Origin of the sequence: Pseudomonas gebzensis (assembly GCF_034427815.1) — a bacterium.
Classification (GTDB): Bacteria; Pseudomonadota; Gammaproteobacteria; order Pseudomonadales; family Pseudomonadaceae; genus Aquipseudomonas.
Genome location: NZ_JAXQNS010000011.1, coordinates 64436 through 88285, shown reverse-complemented (window position 1 = coordinate 88285; position 23850 = coordinate 64436). Strand labels below are relative to the sequence as shown.

The following is a 23850-nucleotide window of genomic DNA, read 5'->3' as shown; positions in this document are numbered from 1 at the left end:
GGACGACCGGTGCCTTGCGGCGACGCGCACCCCCAGGCGCGCGCCTCTAACGCTTTTCCCACACCTCGAAGTGATACGCCGGGCCGTCCCCTTCAGCCGCCTGAGGTGCGCTGGACACCCGCTGCCACTGGCCTTCATCGAACACCGGAAACCACGCATCGCCCGCCGGGCTGAGTTCGACCCGGGTCAAGTACATCCGGCTCACCAACGCCTGTTCCAGTGCCTGCGCATACAACTGCGCGCCGCCGATCAGCATCACTTCATCGACGCCTTGCTCACGGGCCCACTGCTCGGCGCGCTGCTGCGCGTGCTGCAGCGAGGCGAACACTTCGGCACCGTCGAGCTGCAGGCCGGTTTGGCGGCTGACCACCAGGTTCAACCGACCTGGCAACGGCCGGCCCAACGAATCCCATGTCTTGCGACCCATGATGATCGGCTTGCCCAGGGTGGTGGCCTTGAAGTACTTGAAGTCCCCCGGCAGGTGCCAGGGCATGGAATTGTCGATGCCGATCACGCGGTTCTCGGCGAGCGCCGCGATCAGGCTGAGGGGGAGTGATGTGGTCATGGCGGCGAGGATAGCAAACCCTGCCTGGGTTATGCTTCCAGCCTACTTCGTGCACTGGAAGACCCCGTGACTGCACTGACCCGATTCGACGCGCGCTGGCTCACCGAGGCGGTGCGCCTGCGTGAACAACACGCCGGCCTTCTGGACGACCAAGAGGCCAATCGTCAGGCCCGCCAGCACGGCGGCGACCTGGGCGAGCGTATCGAGCGCCGCGCCCTGTGGCTGGCCGAACGCGACGGCATGCTGACGGCCTTGCGCCATTGGAAACAGGGCGCGCGCCTGGCCTTGATCGGGCTGATGCTGTTCGCCGTGCTCAGTGGCGCAGGCCTGGCCTTCGCGGCGTTGGGTGACGGCACGCGGCCGGTCAATGTGTTCTGGGCGCTGGGCAGCCTGCTGGGGCTGAACCTGCTGATGCTGCTGGGCTGGGCGCTAGGCTTCTGGCTCTCGGGGGAGCACGGCGCCGGGCTCGGCCGCCTGTGGCTGTGGCTCAGCGAACGCCTGGCGCGCGACGCCCAGGCCGCGCACCTGGCGCCGGCGCTCCTGGTGATGCTGGAACGGCGGCGTCTGTCGCGCTGGCTGCTTGGCCTGTGGGTCCACGGCCTGTGGCTGCTGGCGATGCTCAGCGCGCTGGGCATGCTGCTGACCCTGCTGGCCGGGCGCCGTTATGGCTTTGTCTGGGAAACCACACTGCTGGCCGCCGAACCCTTCATCAGCCTGACCCAGGCCCTCGGCGCGCTGCCCTCGCTGCTCGGCTTCAACGTGCCGAGCGAGCCCATGATTCGCGCCAGCGGCGCGGCCCAGCCAGCGCTGGATGTCGCCCGTCAGGCCTGGGCCAGTTGGCTGCTCGGCGTGGTGCTGATGTACGGACTGCTGCCGCGCCTGTTGCTCGCCGCGCTGTGCCTGTGGCGCTGGCGCCAGGGCCGCGCGCGCCTTGAGCTCGACCTGGAGCAACCCGCCTACCGCCAGTTGCGCGAAGTGCTGATGCCCAGCAGCGAGCGGCTGGGCGTGCAAGACCCTGCGCCGTTGGCGCTGCCGCATACCGAGCTGAGCGCACCAGAGGCCGGCAGCCACGGTGCCCTGTTGGTCGGCCTGGAGCTGGACGATCAGCGCCCCTGGCCACCGCCGCTGCCAGCGACCGTCAGCGACGCCGGCCTGCTCGACAGCCGCGCCTCGCGCAACCGCCTGCTGGAACAGCTCAGCCGCTTTCCCCCGCAGCGCCTGGTGATTGCCTGCGACCCGCGGCGCTCGCCCGACCGCGGCAGCCTGACCCTGCTCGCGGAGCTCGCCCGCAACGCCGGTGCCACCCGCATCTGGCTACTGCCGGCAGTGCCGGGTGAGGTGTTGGAGCCCGCCCGCCTGGGCGACTGGCACGAAGCGCTGGAACGCCTTGGCCTGCCGCACAGCGACAGCCTTGCGCTGAGCTGGTTGGAGCAGGGTCATGACTGAACCCCTGAAGCCGTTTTCAACGGCGCCTATCCAGTGCGACACCCCCTCCCTGCCCTCGACCCTGAGCCGACTGGAGCACCGCCATGCCGCAATCCCCGAGCCAGCCTGCACCGGCCAGCGCAACGCCTCGCTGCCACACACCCTGAACCGGCTGGAGCACGGCCATGACTGAGCCACTGAAACTGGCCCTGGTAGGCCACACCAACGTCGGCAAGACCTCCCTGCTGCGCACCCTGACCCGCGATGTGGCGTTTGGCGAGGTCTCGCACCGCCCCAGCACCACGCGCCATGTGGAAGGCGCGCGGCTGTCGGTGGACGGCCAGTCGCTGCTGGAGCTGTACGATACCCCCGGCCTGGAAGATGCCATCGCCCTGCTGGAGCACCTCGAACGGCTGGAGCGCCCCGGTGAACGGCTCGACGGCCCGGCGCGCCTGCAGCGTTTTCTGCAAGGCAGCGAGGCGCGGCAGCGCTTCGAGCAGGAAGCCAAGGTGCTGCGCCAACTCCTGGCGAGCGACGCCGGCCTGTATGTGATCGATGCCCGCGAGCCGGTGCTGGCCAAGTACCGCGATGAGCTGGAAGTGCTGGCCAGTTGCGGCAAGCCGCTGCTGCCGGTGCTCAATTTCGTCGCCAGCGAGCAGCACCGCGAAGCGCAGTGGCGTGAGGCCCTGGCCCGCCTCGGCCTGCATGCGCTGGTGCGCTTCGACAGCGTGGCGCCGCCGCAGGACGGCGAGCAGCGGCTGTATGACAGCCTCGCCTTGCTGTTGGAAAACGCACGGCCCGCGCTACAACGGCTGATCACCGATCAACAGGCGCAGCGGGTGGCGCGCCAGGCCACTGGCAAGCGCTTGATCGCAGAACTGCTCATCGATTGCGCGGCCTGTCGGCGCAGTGTCGACAGCGAGCCGGCAGCGCAGGCTGAGGCCATGTCTGCGTTGCGCCAGGACATACGCCAGCGTGAGCAACGCTGCGTCGAGGCGCTGCTGGCGCTGTACGCCTTCCGCCGCGAAGATGCCGCCGCCGCTGACGTGCCATTGCTGGACGGGCGCTGGGGCGATGACCTGTTCAACCCCGAGACGCTGCGCCAGCTCGGCGTGCGGGTGGGCAGCGGCGTTGCGGCGGGCGCGGCGGCCGGGGCGAGTGTCGATCTGCTGGTGGGCGGCCTGACCTTGGGCGCGGCGGCACTGGCCGGCGCCATCGCCGGCGGCGCGCTGCAAACGGCGCGCAGCTACGGTGCGCGGCTGATGGGCAAGCTCAAGGGCCATCGCGAACTGACCGTCGATGACAACGTGTTGCGCCTGCTGGCCTTGCGTCAGCAGCAGTTGATGCAGGTACTCGATGCCAGGGGCCACGCGGCGATGGGCAGCATCGAACTGCCGCCGCCGGCCGAGAAAACCTGGCGCGAAGGCAAACTGCCCAGCGCCTTGCACAAGGCGCGCGCGCATCCGCAGTGGTCGAGCCTGAACCCCGGCGCGAGGCTTGATCAACGGGAACGGCAGGAGCAGGTCAAAACCCTGGTCGAGGCGCTGTAGCGCCGCAAGGCTCGGCCATCGCGATGCTGACACGACGGGCTCGAGCACCGCTTTGACGCAGTCGCGTGCAGTGCAGGTATGGGTGATGGATGTCGCCACAGTGATGTGCACAACGTGGCGCGGTCAGACCTCACTGGGCGACGTCGCTCGTGCCACCCGAGGCGTTTCGGCTGCGCAAGGCACGTCAAGCCCCGGGGCCAATCCTGCCTGGGCGGCTGACCGGTCCCAGGCAGCCCACGTTCGGCGTCTGGCCCGGGCTTACGGGCTAGAGGGTGCGACTGATCGACGCGGTCTATCAGCGTATCGACTCAAGCGATTAGACGTGTGTTGCCCAGGGGCATAGGCTAGAACGCGTATACAACCCTGGTGATCCGCCTCGATGAACAGCACACCTCCGGTCTGCGCGGCATCCACCTCGCTCTCCCTGCCTGCCGCCAGCAACACTTATGAATACGCCCAGCTCAGCGATGCCGAGCGTGCGTCCACGCCGCTGGCTGAAGAAGTGGCGCTGGCTATCGCCTACAACGGTCTGAACCAGGCGGTGATGCTGGTCAGCCCGACCGATCTGGACGACTTTGTGGTCGGTTTCAGCCTCGGCAGCGGCCTGGTGGCCAGCACCGACGAGATCTACGACATCAAGCTTTCGGGCAGCGGTTCGGCGATGTACGCCGACGTCGAGATCGCCAGCCGTGCGTTCTGGAACCTCAAGGACCAGCGCCGCCAGTTGGCTGGCACCAGTGGTTGCGGCCTGTGCGGCGTCGAAGCGCTTGAGCAGGCGCTGCCTGATCTCACCGTGTTGCCTGGCGCACCCTTGCCCCCTGTGCACTGGCTCAACGACCTGCGCCAGCGCATTGATGCCTTCCAACCGCTCGGCCAGCACTGCGGGGCCGTGCACGCGGCATTGTTCATGGACCGCAATGGCGAACTGCTGATGGGCCGCGAAGACATCGGCCGGCACAACGCGCTGGACAAACTGATCGGCGCCCTGCTGCGCCAGCGCATCGACGCCAGCGGTGGCCTGGCCATCGTCACCAGCCGCTGCAGCCTGGAGCTGATCCAGAAGGTCCTGCGCGCCGGTATCCAGACCCTGGTCAGCCTGTCGGCGCCCACCGGTCTCGCCCTGCAATGGGCACGCAAGCACAACCTGAACCTGATTCATTTGCCCAAACACAGTGCACCGCGGGTCTACAGCCCCGCGTCGGAGTAATAAGCCGTGAGTTCGCATCAGAAAATGCCTGACAACGCCCCCGCGTCCAGCCCGCGCTACAAGCCCTACCCTGGCCCTGCCGGCGGTTGGGGAGCGCTGATCAGCGTGGCCAAAGCCTGGGTCGGCAGCGACAACGCGCTGAAGAACCTGCGCGCGATGCTCAAGACCAACCAGAACGGCGGCTTCGACTGCCCCGGTTGCGCCTGGGGCGATTCCCCGGAAAGCGGCATGGTCAAGTTCTGCGAGAACGGCGCCAAGGCGGTCAACTGGGAAGCCACCAAGCGCCGCGTCGATGCCGCATTCTTCGCCCGCTACAGCGTCAGTGCGCTGCGCGAGCAGAGCGACTACTGGCTCGAATACCAGGGCCGTCTGACCGAGCCGATGGTCTACGACGCGGCCAGCGACCGTTACACGCCTATCGACTGGGACGGTGCCTTTGCCCTCATCGCCCAGCACCTCAACGGGCTGCAGAGCCCCGATCAGGCCGAGTTCTATACCTCGGGCCGGGCCAGCAACGAAGCGGCGTACCTGTATCAGCTGTTCGTGCGCGCCTACGGCACCAACAATTTCCCCGACTGCTCGAACATGTGCCATGAAGCCAGTGGTGTCGCGCTGGGGCAGAGCGTCGGCGTCGGCAAGGGCACCGTGACCTACGACGACTTCGAGCACGCCGATGCCATTTTCGTCTGGGGCCAGAACCCCGGCACCAATCACCCACGCATGCTCGATCCGTTGCGCGATGCGGTGAAACGTGGTGCCCAGGTGGTCTGTGTCAATCCGCTCAAGGAGCGTGGACTGGAGCGCTTCCAGCACCCGCAGCACATGTTGGAAATGCTCACCAACAGCGACAAGCCGACCAACACCGCGTTCTTGCGCCCGGCCCTGGGCGGTGACATGGCGTTGATGCGCGGCATGGCCAAATTCACCCTGCAGTGGGAGCGTGACGCCCAGGCCAAAGGCGAGCCGGCCGTGTTCGACCACGCGTTCATCGCCGAGCACGGCCATGGGCTCGACGAGTACCTGGCGGTGGTCGATGCCACCCCGTGGGAGCACATCCAGGCGCAGTCGGGCCTGACCCTGGACGACATCGAGCTGGCCGCGCGCATGTACTGCCGTGGCAAGCGCGTGATCATGTGCTGGGCAATGGGCCTGACCCAGCATCGCCACTCGGTGCCAACCCTTCAGGAGCTGGTCAACCTGCAGATGCTGCGCGGCAACATTGGCGTGCCGGGCGCAGGCCTGTGCCCGGTACGCGGCCATAGCAACGTGCAGGGCGACCGCACCATGGGCATCAATGAGCGCCCATCGGTAGCGCTGCTCGACTCAATCGAGCGACGCTTCGGGTTCCAGGTGCCACGCCACAACGGCCATAACGTGGTCGAGGCGATTCACGCCATGCTCGAAGGGCGCTCGAAGGTGTTCATCGCACTGGGCGGCAACTTTGCCCAGGCCACTCCAGACACCGACCGCACGGCGCAGGCCCTGCAAAACTGCGACCTGACCGTGCAGATCAGCACCAAGCTCAACCGCAGCCACCTGCTGCATGGCAAGCGTGCGCTGATCCTGCCGTGCCTGGGCCGCACCGACATCGACCTGCAAAGCGAAGGGCCGCAGGCGGTGACCGTGGAAGACTCGTTCAGCATGGTCCACGCCTCCAATGGCCAGCTCAAGGCCCTGTCGCGGCAGATGCGCTCGGAGCCTGCGGTGATCGCCGGCATCGCTGCCGCGACCCTGGGCAAGACGCCGGTGGACTGGCAGTGGATGGTGGCCGACTACGACCGCATCCGCGACCTGATCGCCGACACCATTCCAGGCTTCAGCGACTTCAATGTGCGCCTGAAAAACCCCGGTGGTTTCTATCTGGGCAACAGCGCCGCCAAGCGTCAGTGGGCCACCAGCAACGGCCGCGCCAACTTCAAAGCCAACCTGTTGCCCGACAGCCTGATCGACAAACGCGTGCTCGCCAGCGGCCAGGTGCCTGACCTGGTGATGCAGTCGATGCGCTCGCACGACCAGTACAACACCACCATTTACGGCATGGACGACCGCTACCGCGGCGTACGCGGCCAGCGCGACGTGCTGTTCGTCAACGAAGCCGACATCATCCGCCTGGGCTTCCAGCCAGGGCAGAAGGTCGACATCGTGTCGTTGTGGGGCGACAAACACGTGCGCCGCGTGCACGGTTTCACCCTGCTGGCGTTCGACATCCCGGCAGGCCAAGCCGCGGCCTACTACCCCGAGGTCAACCCGCTGGTACCACTGGACAGCATCGGCGACGGCAGCCACACGCCCACCTCGAAGTTCGTCGCGATCAAGCTGGAGCGGGCGCGGGATAACGGGCGGATTATCTGAGCGGACCGCTCGTCATTGCTCAACAGGCCAAAAAAAAGCCCCGACCGCAACGGCCGGGGCTTTTTCTCAAGTAGCGTAAGACACGCGTTTTTGAACAAAGTTTCATAGCGAAAACAACAGGTTACAGATTTCGTTAGCTTGCGTGCTATTCGTCGGATTTGCGTTGCCAGCCTCGCCTGCGGGCGGCACATTCGCCCCGTCATCCCTACGAGACGCTATCGATGAAGAAGTACACCTCAATGCTTTTGTTGTCCCTCGGTCTGCTCAGCGGCGTCGCCTCGGCGGGCGGCAACACTGAAGCAGGTATCGGCGGCGCACTGGGCGGGGTACTGGGCTCAGTGGTCGGTCAATCCATGGGCGGTAGCACAGGTTCTGCCATCGGTGCAGGCCTGGGCGGTGCAGCCGGCAGCGCGGTGGGTGCGGACAAGCGCCAGCGCGGTGAGGCGGCCATCGGTGGCGGCCTGGGCGCGGCCGGTGGCAACGTGATCGGTCGCCAGGTCGGCGGCAGCACCGGCAGCCTGATCGGCGCAGCCGCTGGCGGCGGTGCAGGCGGCGCGCTTGGCAACTACATGGGCAACGAGGCCGACCGTGACGACCGTCGCGCCCGCCGTGGTTACGATGACCGCCGCCCACATGACCGAGGCCGTCACTACGGGCATCGCAAGCACCACGGCCCAGGCCATCACCGCCACCACCGCTGAGTCGGTGCGCGGCTAGAATCGAACAAGGCCCTGCGCTTGGCACAGGGCCTTGTTCATGCCTGGTCGATCAGTTGCAGGCCCGCCAAGGCCTGCTGCACGGTGTCCGGCAGCCCGGCTGGACGCCCACTGGCGCGCTCGACGAACACTTGCACGACCCGCCCGGCGGCACAGGGCTCCGGCTCACCGGGGCGGAACAGGCCGAGCTGGTATTCCACCGTGCTGCCAGCCAGGCGGCTCACGCCCACCGCCACTTCGAGCATGTCGGGAAAGCCTGGCAACGCAAAGAAATCGGCGGATGAACTGACCACGAACACCGCCAGTGGTCCTTCGCGCAAATCAAGCCCGGCTTCCTGTAACAGAAACGCCTGCAAGGCGGTCTCGAAGTAACCGTGCACGGTCGCGCCGGACACATGACCGTGCAGGTCGTTGTCGTGCGGGCGGGTGAGGATCGGGTGGGAATGGCTGAAGCGATTGCGCTGAAGGCGAGTCATGGCGGCGGTCGTCCTTGGACAAGAGGCCAGCCAGTGAAGCAGATTCCGGGGCGATACGAAAATCCTCGACACCACCGGCCAGCGGCAGACAGAAAAACGCCAGGGCCTTGATGGCCCCGGCGGGACTGTCGATGCTTGCACGGCCCATCGGACGATGGGCGCCAACCGCCCCACCTGGGATGCCTGAGCGCCTGCGCCAGCCGGCTACCGCCACTGCACGGCGGCTGCAGCGCTTCAGGCCGCTTCAGACATCCTGAACCTGCTGCCACACCTTGGGCCGGAAGAACAAGGTTTCCCCACGGGCCAATCCGGTGAGGCTGTCGTGATCCTTGACCACCTCAGCCTCGATCAGCTCGCTCTGCCCTTCCACCTTCAAGGTAATCCGCGTGGTGGCGCCCAGCGGGCGGATGTCACGCACCTCGGCCGCATGATGGCCTTCGGTTTCATGCCGCGACAACGACACCTCGTGCGGACGGAACAGCACATGCTGCCCTTCACTGAGGCTCAGGCGGTTGGAATCGCCGAGGAAGTGGTAGACGAAATCGTTGGCAGGCTTTTCGTACACCTCACCCGGCGAGCCGATCTGCTCGATCACGCCCTTGTTCATCACCACGATGCGATCAGCGACCTCCATGGCTTCCTCCTGGTCGTGGGTGACGAACACCGAGGTCAGGTTGATGTCCTCGTGCAACCGCGCCAGCCAGCGGCGCAGTTCCTTGCGCACCTTGGCGTCCAGCGCGCCGAAAGGCTCGTCGAGCAGCAGCACCTTGGGCTCTACCGCCAGGGCGCGGGCCAGGGCGATGCGCTGGCGCTGGCCACCGGACAACTGCTCCGGGTAGCGGTCGGCCAGCCAGTCGAGCTGCACCATGTTCAGCAGCTCATGCACCTTGGCCGCGATCTGGCTTTCGTTCGGGCGCTCGCCCTTGGGCTTCATGCGCAAACCGAAGGCGACGTTGTCGAACACGCTCATGTGGCGGAACAGCGCGTAATGCTGGAACACGAAACCGACGTTGCGATCACGCACGTCGTGGCCGGACACATCTTCGCCATGGAAGACGATGCTGCCCTGATCCGGGGTTTCCAGGCCGGCGATGATGCGCAGCAGCGTGGTCTTGCCGCAGCCCGACGGGCCGAGCAACGCCACCAGCTCACCGCTGTGGATGTCCAGGTTGATGGCGTTCAGGGCCTGAAAACTGTTGAAGCGCTTGCTGACGTTACGAACTTCGATCGACATTTATCAGTCCTCCGCTGCGTTGTGGCGCAGGCGGTTAATGCGGGATTCGCTCCACTGCTTGAGCAGCAGGATGAACAGCGCCAGGATCAGCAGCAAGCTGGCCACGCTGAAGGCCGCGACATGGTTGTATTCGTTGTAGAGGATCTCGACGTGCAGCGGCAGGGTATTGGTGACGCCACGGATATGCCCCGACACCACCGACACTGCGCCGAACTCGCCCATGGCCCGCGCGGTACACAACACCACGCCATAGATCAGGCCCCATTTGATGTTGGGCAGGGTCACATGCCAGAACATCTGCCAGCCATTGGCGCCGAGCAGGCGCGCGGCCTCTTCTTCCTGGGTGCCCTGCTCCTGCATCAGTGGGATCAGCTCACGGGCCACGAACGGCACCGTGACGAAAATGGTCGCCAGTACGATGCCCGGCAAGGCAAAGACGATCTGGATATCGTGGTCCTGCAACCACGGCCCGAACAGGCCTTGGGCGCCGAACATCAGCACATAGACCAGGCCGGCGATCACGGGCGAGACCGAGAACGGCAGGTCGATCAGCGTGACCAGGATGCTCTTGCCACGGAAGTTGTACTTGCTCACGCACCACGCGGCGCTGAGGCCAAACACCAGGTTCAGCGGTACGGAAATCGCCACTGCCAGCAGGGTGAGCTGCAGGGCGGCCAGTGCGTCGGGCTCGAAGATGGCCTCGAAGAACGTGCCAAAGCCGTTCTTCAGCGCCTGTGAGACCACGATGAACAACGGCAACAGCAGGAACAGCGCAAACACCAGCCACGCCGAAATGATCAGCACGCGCCGCGCAGTGGCGCTGCCGCGACGGGCGGCATTGGCGCTGGCGGTGGCGCCAAGGGATGAACTAGACATGAGCCTGGGCCTCCTTCATGGGGTTTCGATGCGCCGCTGCAACAGGTTGATCAGCAGCAGCAGGATGAAGGAAACCACCAGCATCAGCACGCCGATGGCGGTGGCGCCGGTGTAGTCGTACTGGTCGAGCTTGACCATGATCAGCAGCGGCAGGATCTCGGTCTTCATCGGCATGTTGCCGGCGATGAAAATCACCGATCCGTACTCGCCCACACCCCGTGCAAAGGCCAGGGCGAAGCCGGTCAGCCAGGCCGGCAGCAGCGCGGGCGCCAGCACATGGCGAAACACCTGCAAGGGTTTGGCGCCCAGGCAGGCGGCAGCCTCTTCCACTTCGCGCGGGATGTCGGCCAACACCGGCTGCACCGTGCGCACCACGAACGGCAGGGTGACGAAGGTCAGCGCCAAGGTAATGCCGATGGGGGTGTAGGCGATCTTGAAGCCAAGCTCCGTGGCGAACTGCCCTACCCAGCCATTGGGGGCATACAACGCCGTCAAGGCAATGCCGGCCACGGCAGTGGGCAAGGCAAATGGCAGGTCGATCATCGCATCGATGACCTTGCGCCCCGGGAAGGTGTAGCGCACCAGCACCCAGGCCAGCAATGTGCCGATCAGGCCATTGAGGATGGCGGCAAGCAGGGCGGTGCCAAAGCTGAGCTTGAGCGCGGCGAGGACCCGCGGCGCCGTGACGATGGCCCAGAACTGCTCCCAGGTCAGCTGCGAGGCATGGATGAACATGGCCGCCAGCGGTATCAGCACGATCAGGCTGAGGTACACCAAGGTGTAGCCCAGTGTCAGCCCGAAGCCGGGTATGACGGGGGAAATACGTCGCGACATAAGAGTCCCTGGTTGAACGCACCAGGCCCGGGGGCGATCCCGGGCCGGTGCAGGCTACTACTGAAGGGTGTTGCCGAGCCCTATGCGAGAAGGCTTGAGATCACGATCAGGCGAGGCGCACGGCCAAGGCCACGCGCCTGCCGCTGTCATCAACACCGCTTGACCGAGTATCGAGGCGTTGCAGACGGCGCCCGGCGGATTGAATCACCCGGTTACTGCGCCTGGTAGATCTGGTCGAACACACCCCCGTCGTTGAAGAACTTGGGTTGCGCAGTTTTCCAGCCGCCGAAGTCTTTGTCGATGGTCACCAGGTCGAGTGTCGGGAACTGCTTGGCATACTCGGCCGCGACTTTCTCGTCACGCGGACGGTAGAAGTTTTCGGCCGCGATTTTTTGACCTGCCGGGCTGTACAGGTGCTTGAGGTACTCGGTGGCGATTTCGGTATTGCCCTTCTTCTCGGCATTCTTGTCGACCACGGCCACCGGCGGTTCGGCGAGGATCGACAGCGACGGCACGACGATGTCGAACTTGTCGGCGCCACCGTCTTCCTTCAGGGCCAGGAACGCCTCGTTTTCCCAAGCCAGCAACACGTCGCCCTGGCCATTGTTGACGAAGGTGATGGTCGAGCCGCGTGCACCGGTATCGAGTACCGGGACGTGCTTGAACAGCTCCTGCACGTAGGCCTTGGCCTTGTCTTCGCTGCCACCGGTCTTCAGGCCATAGGCCCAGGCGGCCAGGAAGTTCCAGCGGGCGCCACCGGAGGTCTTGGGGTTGGGCGTGATGACCGAGACGTCGTTCTTGACCAGGTCGCCCCAGTCCTTGATGCCTTTGGGGTTGCCCTTGCGCACCAGGAACACGATGGTCGAGGTGTACGGTGTGCTGGCGTCAGGCAGGCGGGTCTGCCAGTTCTCCGGCAGCGTCTTGCCGAGCTTGGCGATTTCGTCGATGTCACCGGCCAGGGCCAGGGTCACCACGTCGGCGCGCAGCCCATCGATCACCGCCCGGCCCTGCTTGCCCGAGCCGCCATGGGACTGCTGGATCTTCACCTTGTCGCCGGGATGGGTCTGCTGCCAGTGCTTGATGAATTCAGCGTTGTACTGCTGGTACAGCTCGCGGGTGGGGTCGTAGGACACGTTGAGCAGTTCGTAATCCTTGGCAACGGCGGAACCGGCAAACACGGCGCTGGCGATGGCCGCGAGCGCAAAACGGCGGATGGACATGGTGAAGCTCCCGATTGGCATTTTTTTTGAGAGGCGAAACAGTGGCGTCAAGCAGGCTTGGTACCGGGCTGCTGCAGGCGGAATTTTTCCTTGCGCTCGATCTGTACCACCTGCGCGTTGTGCACGGTGATCTCCACCGCGCCGAAACGCAGGTTGCGCAACGCGTTCTGGATTTCCCGCAGAAGGGTGGCTTCGTCTTGTCCGTCGATGCTGCGCAGGTTGGCACTCATGCTCGTTCTCCAGTAATGAGGTGCCGGGCATCGTCGAAGGGGATATTGCGCCTGGCGTGAGGGCAATAGTAATGAGGGTGGAATATTCTTAAAAAGAATATTTAAGAATTTTTATATAACCATTTTGTAGGTTTTTCTTGCCTTCGCTAGATCTGTCGCTAACGAGGTATTCCAGAGGTGTTGTCGCCAGCGAAGCCGAAGCAACATCGGTCCCCTGTGGAGCGGTCAGCCTTGAAGGTGGATGCCGATCACCGAGGCTCATGTTCATTGGCCTTGGCGTGATAGCTGCAGTGACCACAGCAGATCTTCAATGAACAAAAATGAGGATCACGTATTGAATTTACTCCACAAATGAGGGACTATTCAGGCACTACTCAGCCCCGTACGCAGCGATTCAGTTCGCTGGCCGTTGGGGTGAAGAAACCGGCCTTGAGCCGGTTTTTTCGTTTCTAGTGAAGAGAAATTTTGCGCACTGCTTGCTTTGTCGACGGTTACAACCTGTTTTACGGCCTCTTGGCCGGCACCCAGTACAAGTGGCTTGATCTTCAAGCTTTGCTGAGTCATGTCATCCATGTAGAACACCCTGGCAGCACAGTGGAGACCGTTAATTTCTTCACCTCTGGCGTCAAACCTTCTCTGGCTAGCCGAGGCTCCGTTTCAAAAGAGGCTCAGGACACGTACCTGAGAGCTTTGATTGCTCGCAACGTCAACGTTTTCTACGGTCGTCATCAGCTCGAATCTGGCAAGGCGCCGCGATTTATCGACAAGCAGACGCCAGCCTCCAGAACTGACCAAGTGGAAATCTGGAAGCTTGAAGAAAAAGAGACGGACGTGCATATCGCGATCAGCATGTACCGCCTCGCGGCGCATCAAGCAGCGAGGCTGCCTGATCAGCGCATTGACCAGTTGGTCCTGGTCTCGGCGGATACTGACATGACCCCAGCCCTGCGGGCCATTCACGAAGATTTCCCGAATATGCGCCTAGGTGTGATCCTGCCGCACCGCGAAGGAATCAAACGAACAGTACCAGGTTCACTGAAGCAGTACGCTCATTGGATGCGGCACATTGTGACCAATGTCGAACTGGCCGCACATCAATTACCGCCCCGTGTACCCACTCGGAAGAAACCTGCGGACAAACCCGAGTACTGGTAGGCCTGGTCACAGATTCTGCCTCTGGGTATCGTCTGCCCCCCGTCAAGTCTGTACGACAAAGAAGCCATATAACCCTCTCATGTAGCACAGGCTCCAGATGATATCTCGGCACGCGGGCGGCGCCGTCAAGACAACAGGCAGGGGCCTTTGACAGTCCGCCGATAGCCCCGCCTAGCCGCCGATCACCGCGCCCCATCCTTCTGCGGCTCACGAATCTTGTACCAAGCCACATACAGCGCCGGCAGGAACAGCAGCGTCAGCAGCGTGGCGCTGATGATGCCGCCGATCATGGCGTAAGCCATCGGCCCCCAGAACACTTCGCGGGCGATGGGGATCATGCCCAGGCTGGCGGCAGCGGCGGTCAGCAGGATCGGCCGGCGGCGGTGGTTGGTGGCTTCCACCACGGCGTCCCACGGGGCGTAGCCTTCGGCCTCGTAGACATCGATCTGGGTCACCAGGATCACCGAGTTGCGGATGATGATGCCGATCAGCGCCAACACTCCGAGGATCGCCACGAAGCCCATGGGCGTGCCGGTTGGCACCAGCGCCAGCACCACACCGATCAGGCCCAGCGGCGCCACGCTGATCACCAGGAACAGCTTCTGCACGCTGTGCAGCTGGATCATCAGGAAGGTCGCCATGAGGAACAGCATCAGCGGAATCACCTTGGCGATCGGCCCCTGGGCCTTGCCGCTTTCCTCCACCGTACCGCCCACCGCCACCTGGTAACCCGTCGGCAGCTTCTCGGCGAACTCCGTGATCTTGGGCTTCAGCTCGGCCACCAGATCCGTTGGCTGCATGTCGCCGTGCACCGAAGCCTTGAGCGTGATGGTCGGTTTGCGATCACGGCGCCACACCAGCGGCTGCTCCATTTCATAGCGCACCGTGGCAAAGGCCAGCAACGGAATCGAAGTGCCGTTGGGCGTGACGATCTGCAGGTTCTGCAAGGTATCGGGCGAGCCACGCTCACTGTCCTGCGCACGCGCCACCACATCGATCAGGTAGATCTCGTCATTCACCTGGGTCACCGGCGCGCCGCTGACGATGCTGTTCATCACGTTGGCCACGTCTTCGGACGACAGCCCCAGCTGGCGGGCTTTGTCCTGGGCGATGTCGACCCGCAGCACTTTGCCCGGCTCGTTCCAGTCAAAAATCATGTCGCCAATGTTGGGGTTGGCGTCGAGCACCGTGGCCAGGTCGATGGCGTGGCGACGGACCTGGTCGATGTCCTTGCCGCTGACGCGGTACTGAATCGGCCGGCCCACGGGCGGGCCCATTTCCAGCGACTGCACGTTGCTACCGATGCCGACGAAGTCTTTGCGCAGGCGTTCCTTGAGGCGGGCGATAAGCTCGCCGCGCTGCTCCAGGCCCGTGCTGACGATCACCAATTGCGCGTAATAGGGGTTCTGCAACTGCTGGTCCAGCGGCAGGTAGAAGCGGATCGCGCCCTGGCCGATGTAGGTGCTCCAGTGGTCGATGTCCTTGTCGTCCTTGAGCGTGGCCTCCAGACGGTCGACCGTGCGACGGGTTTCTTCGATCGAGGCGTTCTGGGGCAGGTTGAGGTCGACGAGAATTTCCGGTCGATCAGAAGACGGGAAGAACTGGTTTTGCACGAACCGCATGCCGAACACCGCCAGCGCAAACAGCACCACGGTGCCGATCACCGTCAGCCAGCGGTGGCGCATGCTCCACAGCAGTCCGTGCTCGAACGCGCGAGCCACCCGACCCGGCTTGCTCTCGTGGGTTTTCACGTTGCGGTCGCTGAGAATGTGCACGCCAAGTACGGGTGCGAAGAACACCGCCACCACCCACGACACCAATAGCGCCACGGCGATGACCGCGAACAGCGTGAACGTGTATTCCCCCGCCGAGCTCGCGTTCAGGCCGATCGGCACGAAACCTGCCACCGTCACCAAGGTGCCGGTCAGCATCGGGAAGGCCGTGGACTTGTAGGCGAAGGTCGCAGCTTCTTCCTTGCTGTCCCCGGCCTCCAGCCGGGTGACCATCACCTCGACGGTGATCATGGCGTCGTCCACCAGCAGGCCCAGGGCGATGATCAGCGCGCCGAGGGAAATTCGCTGCATGGTGATACCGCTGTATTCCATGAACACGAACACCATCGCCAGCACCAGCGGAATCGAACAGGCGACCACCAGGCCTGCGCGCACACCCAGGCTGATGAAGCTCACCACCAGTACGATGATCACCGCCTCGAACAACGCGCTGGTGAAGCCGCCCACGGCCTTCTTCACCACAGCGGCCTGTTCCGACACGCTGTGCACGCCGACGCCCACCGGCAGCTCGCCGGTCACCTCATCCATCTTCACTTTCAGCTGTTCGCCGAATTCCTGAACGTTACCGCCCTTCTGCATGCCGATGGCCAGACCGATGGCCGGCTGGCCGTTGTAGCGGAACATGGGCGCGGGCGGATCGACATAGCCACGTTCGATGGTGGCGATATCGGCCAGGCGGAAGAAACGGTCGTTGATCCGCAGGTTGACGTTCTGCAGGTCTTTTTCCGAGGCGAACTGGCCGGTGGTGCGTACCGAAATGCGTTCCGGCCCCGCTTCGATGACGCCGGCCGGGGTGACCTTGTTCTGCGATTGCAGGGCCTGCATGACCTGGCGCTGATCGATGCCGAGCGCGGCCAGCTTGCGTACCGAGAAGTTCAGGTAGAGCACTTCGTCCTGGGTGCCGACCACTTCGACCTTGCCGATGTTGGCCACCTCGCGCACCTCGGCGCGCACCTGCTCAACGTAGTCGCGCAGCTGGCGCATGCTCAGGCCGTCGGCGGTGAAGGCGTAGATCGACCCGTACACGTCACCGAACTCGTCGTTGAACGAGGGGCCTTGAATGCCTTGCGGGAACTGGCCGCGAATGTCCTGGACCTTCTTGCGCACCTGATACCAGATCTGCGGAATGTCGCCAGCCTTGGTGGTGTCACGCAGGAACACCATGATCGTCGACTCACCGGGGCGGGTGTAGCTCTTCACGTAGTCGAGCGAATCGAGCTCTTCGAGCTTCTTTTCGATACGGTCGGTGACCTGATACAGCGTTTCGTCCTGCGTCGCGCCGGGCCAGCGGGTCTGGATGACCATGGTCTTGATGGTGAACGAGGGGTCTTCTTCGCGGCCCAGGTTGAAGTAGGAGAACACCCCCATCAACAGGCCGACGAACATCAGGTACCAGACGAACGACTGATGACGCAGCGCCCATTCAGAGAGGTTGAAGCCGCCTTTCATCGTGTTTCCTCGTCGAACGTGACCGTCTGGCCTGGCTTGAGACTGTTGGCGCCGGCGATCACTACGCGCTCCCCGGGTTGCAGGCCGGCGCCTAGCACCACGCGGGTTTCACTGCGGTCGATCACGGTCACGTCACGCAGGTTGACGACCTTTCGTTGCGGATCGACCACCCACACCTGAGCTTTGCCCTCGCGCTCGAGCAAGGCGGTGAGCGGCAGCTCGCTGCGCGCGCTGACCGGTGAGGTCAGGCTGACGCTGATCGAGGTGCCGAGGTTGAAGCCCGATGGCGTAGACGTCAGGCTCAAGCGGGCGCGGCGGGTACGGGTGGTGGCGTCGGCCTGGGGCTCGAGCTCGCGCAGACGGGCGGTGGTGTTCAGGGCGGGGTTGAGCTGCGAAGCCACGGTGAGGGTCATGGCAGGGGTGAGCTGATCGGCCAAGGCGATAGGCAGGTCGATGACCGCTTCTTTCACATCGGGACGGGCCAGGGTGACGACCTCCTGGCCGACGCTGACCGTTTGCCCGGCCTCGACATGCCAGGCGGTCACCACCGCAGCGTTATCGGCTTTGAGCCTACCGTAGCCCAACTGATCTCGGGCCTGGCTGACCGAGGCGCGCGCCTGGGCCATCGAGGCATTGGCGGTTTTCAGGTCGGTCTGGGCGATGTCCAGTTGCGCCTGGGCGCCGACGCCACGGTCGTACAACTGCTGCTGACGGCCGGCGTTGGCCTGGGCGTTGATCTGCTGCGCCTGGACGCGCGCCAGGTCGCCTTCGGCGGCGCGCAGCTGGTTCTGCTGATCGGTGGGATCGAGGGTGGCCAGGGTATCGCCGGCCTTCACCGAGGCGCCGACATCGACCCAGCGCCGAGCGATGCGGCCCGACACGCGAAAGCCCAAAGTGCTTTCGTAGCGCGCCTGGATGCTGCCGGCGAAACGGCCCAGTTGCGCCTGAGACTCCGACTCGACCACCGTCGACAGCACAGGCCGCACCGGTTCGGGCTTTTCATCCTCGTGACCGCAGCCCGCCAGCAGGCAGGTTGCGGCGATGATCCAGAGCACGCGCTTCATGGCAGCGCCCCTCCGTCCTTGGCCGCGACCTGTTCGATCTGCATGCCAGGGTGCAGCAGTTGCGCACCGTTGATGACCACGGTTTCTCCGGGCTTGATGCCGCTGCTGATGATGACCTTGCCGGTCAGGTAACGGGCGATGCGCACCGGGCGCAGCTCGACCTTGTCGCCGTCGCCGACGATCCATACCGCAGGCTCGCGCAGGGTCTTGCTCAGTGCCGACCATGGCAGCTCGATGCTCGGTTGGCCCTGACCGCTGGCGTTGGTGGTAACAGGGGAGCCAAGTGGCATGGCGGCCGGCACATCGCGCAGCGCTACCTTGACCTGCACCGTGCCGCTCTGCGCGGACACGGTCGGGGTCACTTCACGCACTGCGCCTTGCGCCTGCACGCTGGGGTTTTCCAGTAGGTGCACGGTCAGGCTTTCGTTGCTGGCCGGGTTCATCAACAGGGATTCGTAGACGTTGAACACCGCGTCGCGGTCGCCATCGGCGGCCAGGCGGAAGATCGGCATGGTCGCCTGTACCACCTGGCCGACTTCGGCCTGGCGTTGAGTAATGACGCCATCGGTGTCGGACACCAGCGCGGTATAGCTCAATTGCTCGTTGGCATTGGCCAACTGCGCCTGGGCCGCTTTCAGGCCGCTCTGGTTGCCGCGCAAGGCAGCCTGCGCCGCGTCATATTCACTGCGGCTGGTATAGCCCTTGGGCAGCAGTTTTTCCTGACGCACGAACGCAGCGGCCGTTTGCGAGACACGCGCCTGGGCGGCGAACACCTCGGCCTTGGCCGATTCGACGTTGTTCTTCAGGTCTTTGGGATCGAGCCGGGCCAGCACCTGGCCGGCCTTGACGTGGTCGCCCACATCGACACTGCGGGAGATGACCTTGCCGCCCACGCGGAACGACAGATCAGTCTGCACGCGCGCCTGCACGTCACCGGTCAGCACTACTGAGGCAGCGAAACTCTGCGGTTCGACGCGCAAAACCCCGACCCGGGGCAGCACCGGGCTTTCCGGCTCTTTTTCACAGCCAGATAGCGTGAACACCAACCCGAGGCACACGACCATCAACGGACGCATTACCGTCATGCTCGCTCCTTGTTTGCGCGCAAATGATTCGTGAAATGCGACCTCGACTGTACGCAGGGGTTCATTAATTGAAAGAGGGGCTCAACGCGCCGTGCCGTGAGATACGCACACGCTAGAAAACCAGCCTTGCTTGAGCAGGCGACCCACGCGCGACAGCCGACGCGCCGCGTGCTATGCAGTGGGCCGGATAGGAATAGACCTATTTACTGAACATCGAGTAGCGATCTGGTATCGGCATGGCCAGCTCAATCGATCAGCGTGCCTGAACCAGGCCGGCGTAGCCGGCCTGGTTCAGGCACCGCGCAATAGCAGGGGAACAGCGGTTGCAGAATCAGGCGGGCTGCGCCGGCCCTCGAGCCGGCTCCACGGCGCTTTGAACACCCCTGTTCATGCAGCACAGCACGGCCCGGGCAGGAGCGCCTTCAACGTGCAGGCGCCATGCTCCCGGCTGCCGCTTCTTCAATCGCCAGCTGCACCGCCTTGCGCCGCCGCTCTTCGGCCCGACGGCTGAAGTACCAGACGAAGAACGTCACCAGCGACACCGACAGCAGGATCAGGCTGGCCACGGCGTTGATCTCAGGCTTGACGCCCAGGCGCACGGCCGAGAACACTTCCATCGGCAAAGTGGTCGAGCCAGGGCCGGACACGAAGCTGGCGAGTACCAGGTCATCCAGCGACAGGGCGAACGACATCATGCCGCCTGCTGCCAACGAGGGCGCGATCATCGGGATGGTGATCAGGATGAACACCTTCCACGGCCGCGCACCCAGGTCCATGGCCGCCTCTTCGATGGACAAGTCCAGCTCACGCAAGCGCGCCGACACCACTACCGCCACATAGGCGGCACAGAACGTGGTGTGGGCGATCCAGATGGTGGCGATGCCGCGCTCCTGGGGCCAGCCGATCATTTGTGCCATGGCCACGAACAGCAGTAACAGCGACAGGCCGGTGATCACTTCGGGCATCACCAGCGGCGCGGTGACCAGGCCGCCAAACAGCGTGCGGCCCTTGAAGCGGGTCACCCGGGTCAGCACGAAGGCCGCCAGGGTACCCAGGGCCACGGCCGCCACCGCGGTGTACAGGGCGATCTCCAGCGAACGCATCACCGCGCTCATCAGCTGGGTGTTGTCGAGCAGCCCGACATACCACTTCACCGACCAGCCGCCCCACACCGTCACCAGCTTGGAGGCGTTGAACGAATAGATGACCAGAATCACCATCGGCAGGTAGATGAACAGCAGGCCCAGTACCAGCATCAGCTTCGAGAAACCGAAACGTTTCATGCCCTGCCCTCCATCTCTCTTGCCTGGCTACGGTTGAACAGCAAAATGGGCACGATCAGGATCGCCAGCATCACCACCGCCAAAGCCGAAGCCACCGGCCAGTCGCGGTTGTTGAAGAACTCCTGCCACAGCACTTTGCCGATCATCAGGGTTTCCGGGCCGCCGAGCAGTTCAGGGATGACGAACTCGCCCACCACCGGGATGAACACCAGCATGCAGCCGGCGATGATGCCGTTCTTCGACAGCGGCACGGTGATTTTCCAGAAGCTGTTGAAGGTGCTGGAGCCCAGGTCCGATGCTGCTTCCAGCAGGCTCTGGTCGTGCTTCACGAGGTTGGCGTAAAGCGGCAGGATCATGAACGGCAGGTACGAATAGACCACGCCGATGTACACCGCCAGGTTGCTGTTGAGGATCTGCAGCGGCTGGTCGATCAGCCCTAACCACATCAGGAAGCTGTTGAGCAGCCCGTTGTTGCTGAGGATGCCCATCCAGGCATAGACACGGATCAGGATCGCGGTCCAGGTCGGCATCATGATCAGCAGCAGCAAGACGGTCTGGATGTCCTTGCGCGCGTTAGCGATGGCGTACGCCATCGGGTAGCCGATCAGCAGGCACAGCACGGTGCTGATCAGCGCCACCTTCAGCGAGCCTACATAGGCCGCCAGGTACAGTTCGTCTTCGGCGAGCAATCCATAGTTGGCCAGGTTCAGCACCAGCTGGATCTTGTCTTCGACGTAGCTGTAGATCTCGGTATAGGGCGGGATCGCCACGTCGGCTTCGGCGAAGCTGATCTTCAGTACGATGAAGAACGGCAGCATGAAGAACAGGAACAACCACAGGAACGGCACACCGATCACGATGTGGCGGCCCTCCGGAGTCAGGCGATGCAAGGCACGTTTGATCTTTCGGATTTTCATGAGCGCAGTACCACGCCGCTGTCATCTTCCCACCACACGAACACTTCGTCGTCCCAGGTCGGGCGCGCGCCCTGGCGTTCGGCGTTGGCCACGAACGACTGGACGATCTTGCCGCTGGGCAACTTGACGTAGAACACCGAGTGTCCGCCGAGGTAGGCGATGTCATGGATCTTGCCGCGCGACCAGTTGTGCTCGAAGGTCGGCTGGGTGGTGGTGATCAGCAGCTTCTCGGGGCGCAGGGCGTAGGTGATGTGCTTGTCTTCGACCGAAGTACTGACGCCATGGCCGACGTAGATCGCGCGCTCCAGCTCCGGGGAGGCGATCAGCGCATGACCTTCGGCATCGTCGACCACCTCACCGTCGAACAGGTTGACGTTGCCGATGAACTCGCACACCAGGCGGCTGGTGGGCGTCTCGTAGATGTCCACCGGCGAGCCGATCTGCGCGATCCAGCCCAGGTGCATGATGGCGATGCGCTGGGCCATGGTCATGGCCTCTTCCTGATCGTGGGTCACCATCACACAGGTCACGCCAACGCGCTCGATGATTTCCACCAGTTCCAGCTGCATCTGCGAGCGCAGTTTCTTGTCCAGCGCGCCCATCGGCTCGTCGAGCAGCAACAGCTTGGGGCTCTTGGCCAGCGAGCGCGCCAGGGCCACCCGCTGGCGTTGGCCACCGGAGAGCTGGTGCGGTTTGCGCTTGGCGTATTGGGTCATGTGCACCAGCTTGAGCATCTCGGCCACGCGGGCTTCGATCTCGGCTTTGGGCAGACGGTCCTGCTGCAGGCCGAAGGCGATGTTCTGCGCCACGGTCATGTGCGGGAACAGCGCGTAGGACTGGAACATCATGTTGATCGGCCGCTCATAGGGCGGCAGGTCGGTGATGTCGACGCCATCGAGGAAAATCCGCCCTTCGGTGGGGCGCTCGAAACCGGCGAGCATGCGCAGCAGGGTCGACTTGCCGGAGCCGGAGCCGCCGAGCAGGGCGAAGATCTCGCCCTTGCGGATCTCCAGTGACACATCGTCGACGGCGATGGTTTCGTCGAATTTTTTTGTCACCCGATCGATCTTGACCAGCACCTGCTTGGGCTGCTGGTCGCCTTCGAGGGCTTTCTTGTAGGCGCCGGAGGCGAGTGGCATGGATGGAGACTCCCAACAGGATGTGGCAGCCCGCCGCGTTGCCGGCGGGCCTGGATGATTACTTGCCCGACTTGACCTTGGTCCAGCTACGGGTCATGAGGCGTTGCACCTTGGGGGGCAACTCGGCATTGACGAACATTTTGTCCAACACATCCTGTGCGGGATAGACCGCAGGATCGGTGGCCACCTCCTGCTCCATCAGGGCCTTGGCCTTGAGGTTGGGATTGGCGTAGCCCACGTAGTCGCTGACCTGGGCGATCACCTCGGGCTTGAGCAGGTAGTCGATCAGGGCATGGGCCTCTTTGACGTTGCGCGCATCCTTGGGGATGGCCAGCACGTCGAACCACAGATTGCCGCCTTCCTTGGGAATGGCGTAGGCCAGCTTCACGCCCTTCTTGGCTTCTTCAGCACGGGCCCTGGCCTGGAACACATCGCCGGAGAAACCCGCCGCGACGCAGATATCGCCGTTGGCCAGATCGGTGATGTATTTCGAAGAATGGAAGTAGGTCACGTAGGGGCGCACGGCCAGCAGTTTTTTCTCGGCGGCTTGGTAGTCCTTGGGGTTGCTGCTGTTTGGATCCAGGCCCATGTAGTTGAGCACCGCCGGCAGCATTTCATCGGCCGAGTCCATGAACGCGACACCGCACTTGGAGAGCTTCTTCATGTTTTCCGGCTCGAACAGCACGGCCCAGGTATCGATCGTGTCGACGCCCAGCACGGCCTTGACCTTCTCGACGTTGTAGCCGATGCCGTTGGTGCCCCACAGGTACGGCACGGCGTAGTGGTTGCCGGGATCGTTCTTTTCCAGGCGCTTCATCAATGCCGGGTCAAGGTTTGCGTAGTTGGGCAGCAGGTTACGGTCGAGCTTCTGGAACGCGCCCGCCTTGATCTGCTTGCCGAGGAAATGGTTGGACGGCACCACGACGTCGTAGCCGGTACGGCCCGCGAGCAGTTTGCCTTCCAGGGTTTCGTTGGAGTCGAACACGTCTTGCACCGGTTTGATGCCGGTCGCCTTCTCGAAGTCCGCCAGGGTGTTCGGCCCGATGTAATCGGACCAGTTATACAGATGCACCGTACCCGCCGCCTGAACGCTACAGGCCAGCGTCAGCCCCGCACCCAGCAACCCGGCCTTGCGCAACATGGAAATAGACAAGTGGATGGTCCTCTCAGAGTGTGCCCAAGGTCACGGCTAACGTATCCGCGCAAACTGAACCGGCGCGCAACTTACCCGTGCAGGCACGCTGGCGCAATGTTCAGTTGCCATGCGCATCGTCTGGACC

The 23850-nt window shown here is 63.8% G+C and carries 21 protein-coding genes; 7 read left to right on the top strand and 14 right to left on the bottom strand.

What is annotated here, in order from left to right:
• Positions 1 to 46: 46 nt before the first annotated feature.
• Complete coding sequence (locus tag SJI00_RS19280; protein ID WP_322463270.1) at positions 47 to 565, bottom strand: dihydrofolate reductase; 519 nt, start codon at positions 563 to 565, stop codon at positions 47 to 49.
• Between the two features lie 54 nt (positions 566 to 619).
• Here SJI00_RS19280 and SJI00_RS19275 point away from each other — a divergent pair, with 54 nt between their 5' ends.
• From SJI00_RS19275 to SJI00_RS19250, 6 genes are all read left to right on the top strand, one after another.
• Positions 620 to 2011 (top strand): DUF2868 domain-containing protein, encoded by a 1392-nt coding sequence (locus tag SJI00_RS19275; RefSeq protein WP_322463367.1) that lies wholly within the window; start codon positions 620 to 622, stop codon positions 2009 to 2011.
• Positions 2004 to 2183, top strand: a complete 180-nt coding sequence (locus tag SJI00_RS19270; RefSeq protein ID WP_322463269.1) for a hypothetical protein — start codon at positions 2004 to 2006, stop codon at positions 2181 to 2183. The genes SJI00_RS19275 and SJI00_RS19270 overlap by 8 nt, the downstream gene beginning before the upstream one ends.
• A complete protein-coding gene (locus SJI00_RS19265; RefSeq protein WP_322463268.1) occupies positions 2176 to 3540 on the top strand; it encodes a GTPase/DUF3482 domain-containing protein in 1365 nt (454 codons plus the stop codon). Before SJI00_RS19270 ends, SJI00_RS19265 begins: the two co-directional genes overlap by 8 nt.
• A gap of 379 nt (positions 3541 to 3919) precedes the next feature.
• On the top strand, positions 3920 to 4747 hold the full coding sequence (gene fdhD / locus SJI00_RS19260; protein ID WP_322463267.1) for a formate dehydrogenase accessory sulfurtransferase FdhD: 828 nt from the start codon (positions 3920 to 3922) through the stop codon (positions 4745 to 4747).
• 24 nt (positions 4748 to 4771) lie between these two features.
• A complete protein-coding gene (locus SJI00_RS19255) occupies positions 4772 to 7099 on the top strand; it encodes an FdhF/YdeP family oxidoreductase (RefSeq protein WP_322463366.1) in 2328 nt (775 codons plus the stop codon).
• Positions 7100 to 7320: 221 nt separating this feature from the next.
• Positions 7321 to 7800, top strand: coding sequence for a YMGG-like glycine zipper-containing protein (locus tag SJI00_RS19250; RefSeq protein WP_322463266.1), 480 nt, complete (start codon positions 7321 to 7323; stop codon positions 7798 to 7800).
• A 53-nt stretch (positions 7801 to 7853) separates the two neighbouring features.
• Here SJI00_RS19250 and SJI00_RS19245 read toward each other — a convergent pair whose 3' ends face one another.
• The 6 genes from SJI00_RS19245 to oscA all read right to left on the bottom strand — a co-directional run bounded on the left by SJI00_RS19245 (position 7854) and on the right by oscA (position 12685).
• Positions 7854 to 8291, bottom strand: a complete 438-nt coding sequence (locus tag SJI00_RS19245; RefSeq protein ID WP_322463265.1) for an acyl-CoA thioesterase — start codon at positions 8289 to 8291, stop codon at positions 7854 to 7856.
• A 244-nt stretch (positions 8292 to 8535) separates the two neighbouring features.
• The gene (locus SJI00_RS19240) at positions 8536 to 9525 is read right to left on the bottom strand and encodes a sulfate/molybdate ABC transporter ATP-binding protein (protein WP_312934397.1); all 990 of its coding nucleotides are present in this window, start codon (positions 9523 to 9525) and stop codon (positions 8536 to 8538) included.
• A 3-nt stretch (positions 9526 to 9528) separates the two neighbouring features.
• Positions 9529 to 10401 carry a sulfate ABC transporter permease subunit CysW gene (cysW, locus tag SJI00_RS19235; RefSeq protein ID WP_322463264.1) on the bottom strand — a complete coding sequence of 291 codons (873 nt, stop codon included), beginning with the start codon at positions 10399 to 10401 and terminating at the stop codon, positions 9529 to 9531.
• Positions 10402 to 10416: 15 nt separating this feature from the next.
• The gene (gene cysT / locus SJI00_RS19230; RefSeq protein WP_322463263.1) at positions 10417 to 11235 is read right to left on the bottom strand and encodes a sulfate ABC transporter permease subunit CysT; all 819 of its coding nucleotides are present in this window, start codon (positions 11233 to 11235) and stop codon (positions 10417 to 10419) included.
• A gap of 212 nt (positions 11236 to 11447) precedes the next feature.
• Positions 11448 to 12455, bottom strand: a complete 1008-nt coding sequence (locus SJI00_RS19225) for a sulfate ABC transporter substrate-binding protein (protein WP_322463262.1) — start codon at positions 12453 to 12455, stop codon at positions 11448 to 11450.
• A gap of 47 nt (positions 12456 to 12502) precedes the next feature.
• Positions 12503 to 12685, bottom strand: a complete 183-nt coding sequence (oscA, locus tag SJI00_RS19220) for a sulfur starvation response protein OscA (RefSeq protein WP_322463261.1) — start codon at positions 12683 to 12685, stop codon at positions 12503 to 12505.
• A gap of 465 nt (positions 12686 to 13150) precedes the next feature.
• On the opposite strand from oscA, the gene SJI00_RS19215 reads away from it, so the two are divergent.
• Entirely contained in the window at positions 13151 to 13840 is a 690-nt protein-coding gene (locus SJI00_RS19215) for an NYN domain-containing protein (RefSeq protein WP_322463260.1), read from the top strand.
• Positions 13841 to 14022: 182 nt separating this feature from the next.
• Here SJI00_RS19215 and SJI00_RS19210 read toward each other — a convergent pair whose 3' ends face one another.
• The 7 genes from SJI00_RS19210 to SJI00_RS19180 all read right to left on the bottom strand — a co-directional run bounded on the left by SJI00_RS19210 (position 14023) and on the right by SJI00_RS19180 (position 23723).
• Positions 14023 to 17082: an efflux RND transporter permease subunit gene (locus tag SJI00_RS19210; RefSeq protein ID WP_322463259.1), complete on the bottom strand. Its 3060-nt coding sequence runs from the start codon at positions 17080 to 17082 to the stop codon at positions 14023 to 14025.
• Positions 17079 to 18146: an efflux RND transporter periplasmic adaptor subunit gene (locus tag SJI00_RS19205; protein WP_322463258.1), complete on the bottom strand. Its 1068-nt coding sequence runs from the start codon at positions 18144 to 18146 to the stop codon at positions 17079 to 17081. Before SJI00_RS19205 ends, SJI00_RS19210 begins: the two co-directional genes overlap by 4 nt.
• Positions 18143 to 19231 carry an efflux RND transporter periplasmic adaptor subunit gene (locus tag SJI00_RS19200; RefSeq protein ID WP_322463257.1) on the bottom strand — a complete coding sequence of 363 codons (1089 nt, stop codon included), beginning with the start codon at positions 19229 to 19231 and terminating at the stop codon, positions 18143 to 18145. Before SJI00_RS19200 ends, SJI00_RS19205 begins: the two co-directional genes overlap by 4 nt.
• 422 nt (positions 19232 to 19653) lie before the next feature.
• Positions 19654 to 20514 (bottom strand): ABC transporter permease subunit, encoded by an 861-nt coding sequence (locus SJI00_RS19195; protein ID WP_322463256.1) that lies wholly within the window; start codon positions 20512 to 20514, stop codon positions 19654 to 19656.
• Positions 20511 to 21431, bottom strand: coding sequence for an ABC transporter permease subunit (locus SJI00_RS19190; protein ID WP_322463255.1), 921 nt, complete (start codon positions 21429 to 21431; stop codon positions 20511 to 20513). The genes SJI00_RS19195 and SJI00_RS19190 overlap by 4 nt, the downstream gene beginning before the upstream one ends.
• Positions 21428 to 22570 (bottom strand): polyamine ABC transporter ATP-binding protein, encoded by a 1143-nt coding sequence (gene potA, locus SJI00_RS19185; protein ID WP_322463254.1) that lies wholly within the window; start codon positions 22568 to 22570, stop codon positions 21428 to 21430. The genes SJI00_RS19190 and potA overlap by 4 nt, the downstream gene beginning before the upstream one ends.
• A gap of 58 nt (positions 22571 to 22628) precedes the next feature.
• Positions 22629 to 23723 carry a polyamine ABC transporter substrate-binding protein gene (locus SJI00_RS19180; RefSeq protein ID WP_322463253.1) on the bottom strand — a complete coding sequence of 365 codons (1095 nt, stop codon included), beginning with the start codon at positions 23721 to 23723 and terminating at the stop codon, positions 22629 to 22631.
• Positions 23724 to 23850 lie beyond the last annotated feature (127 nt).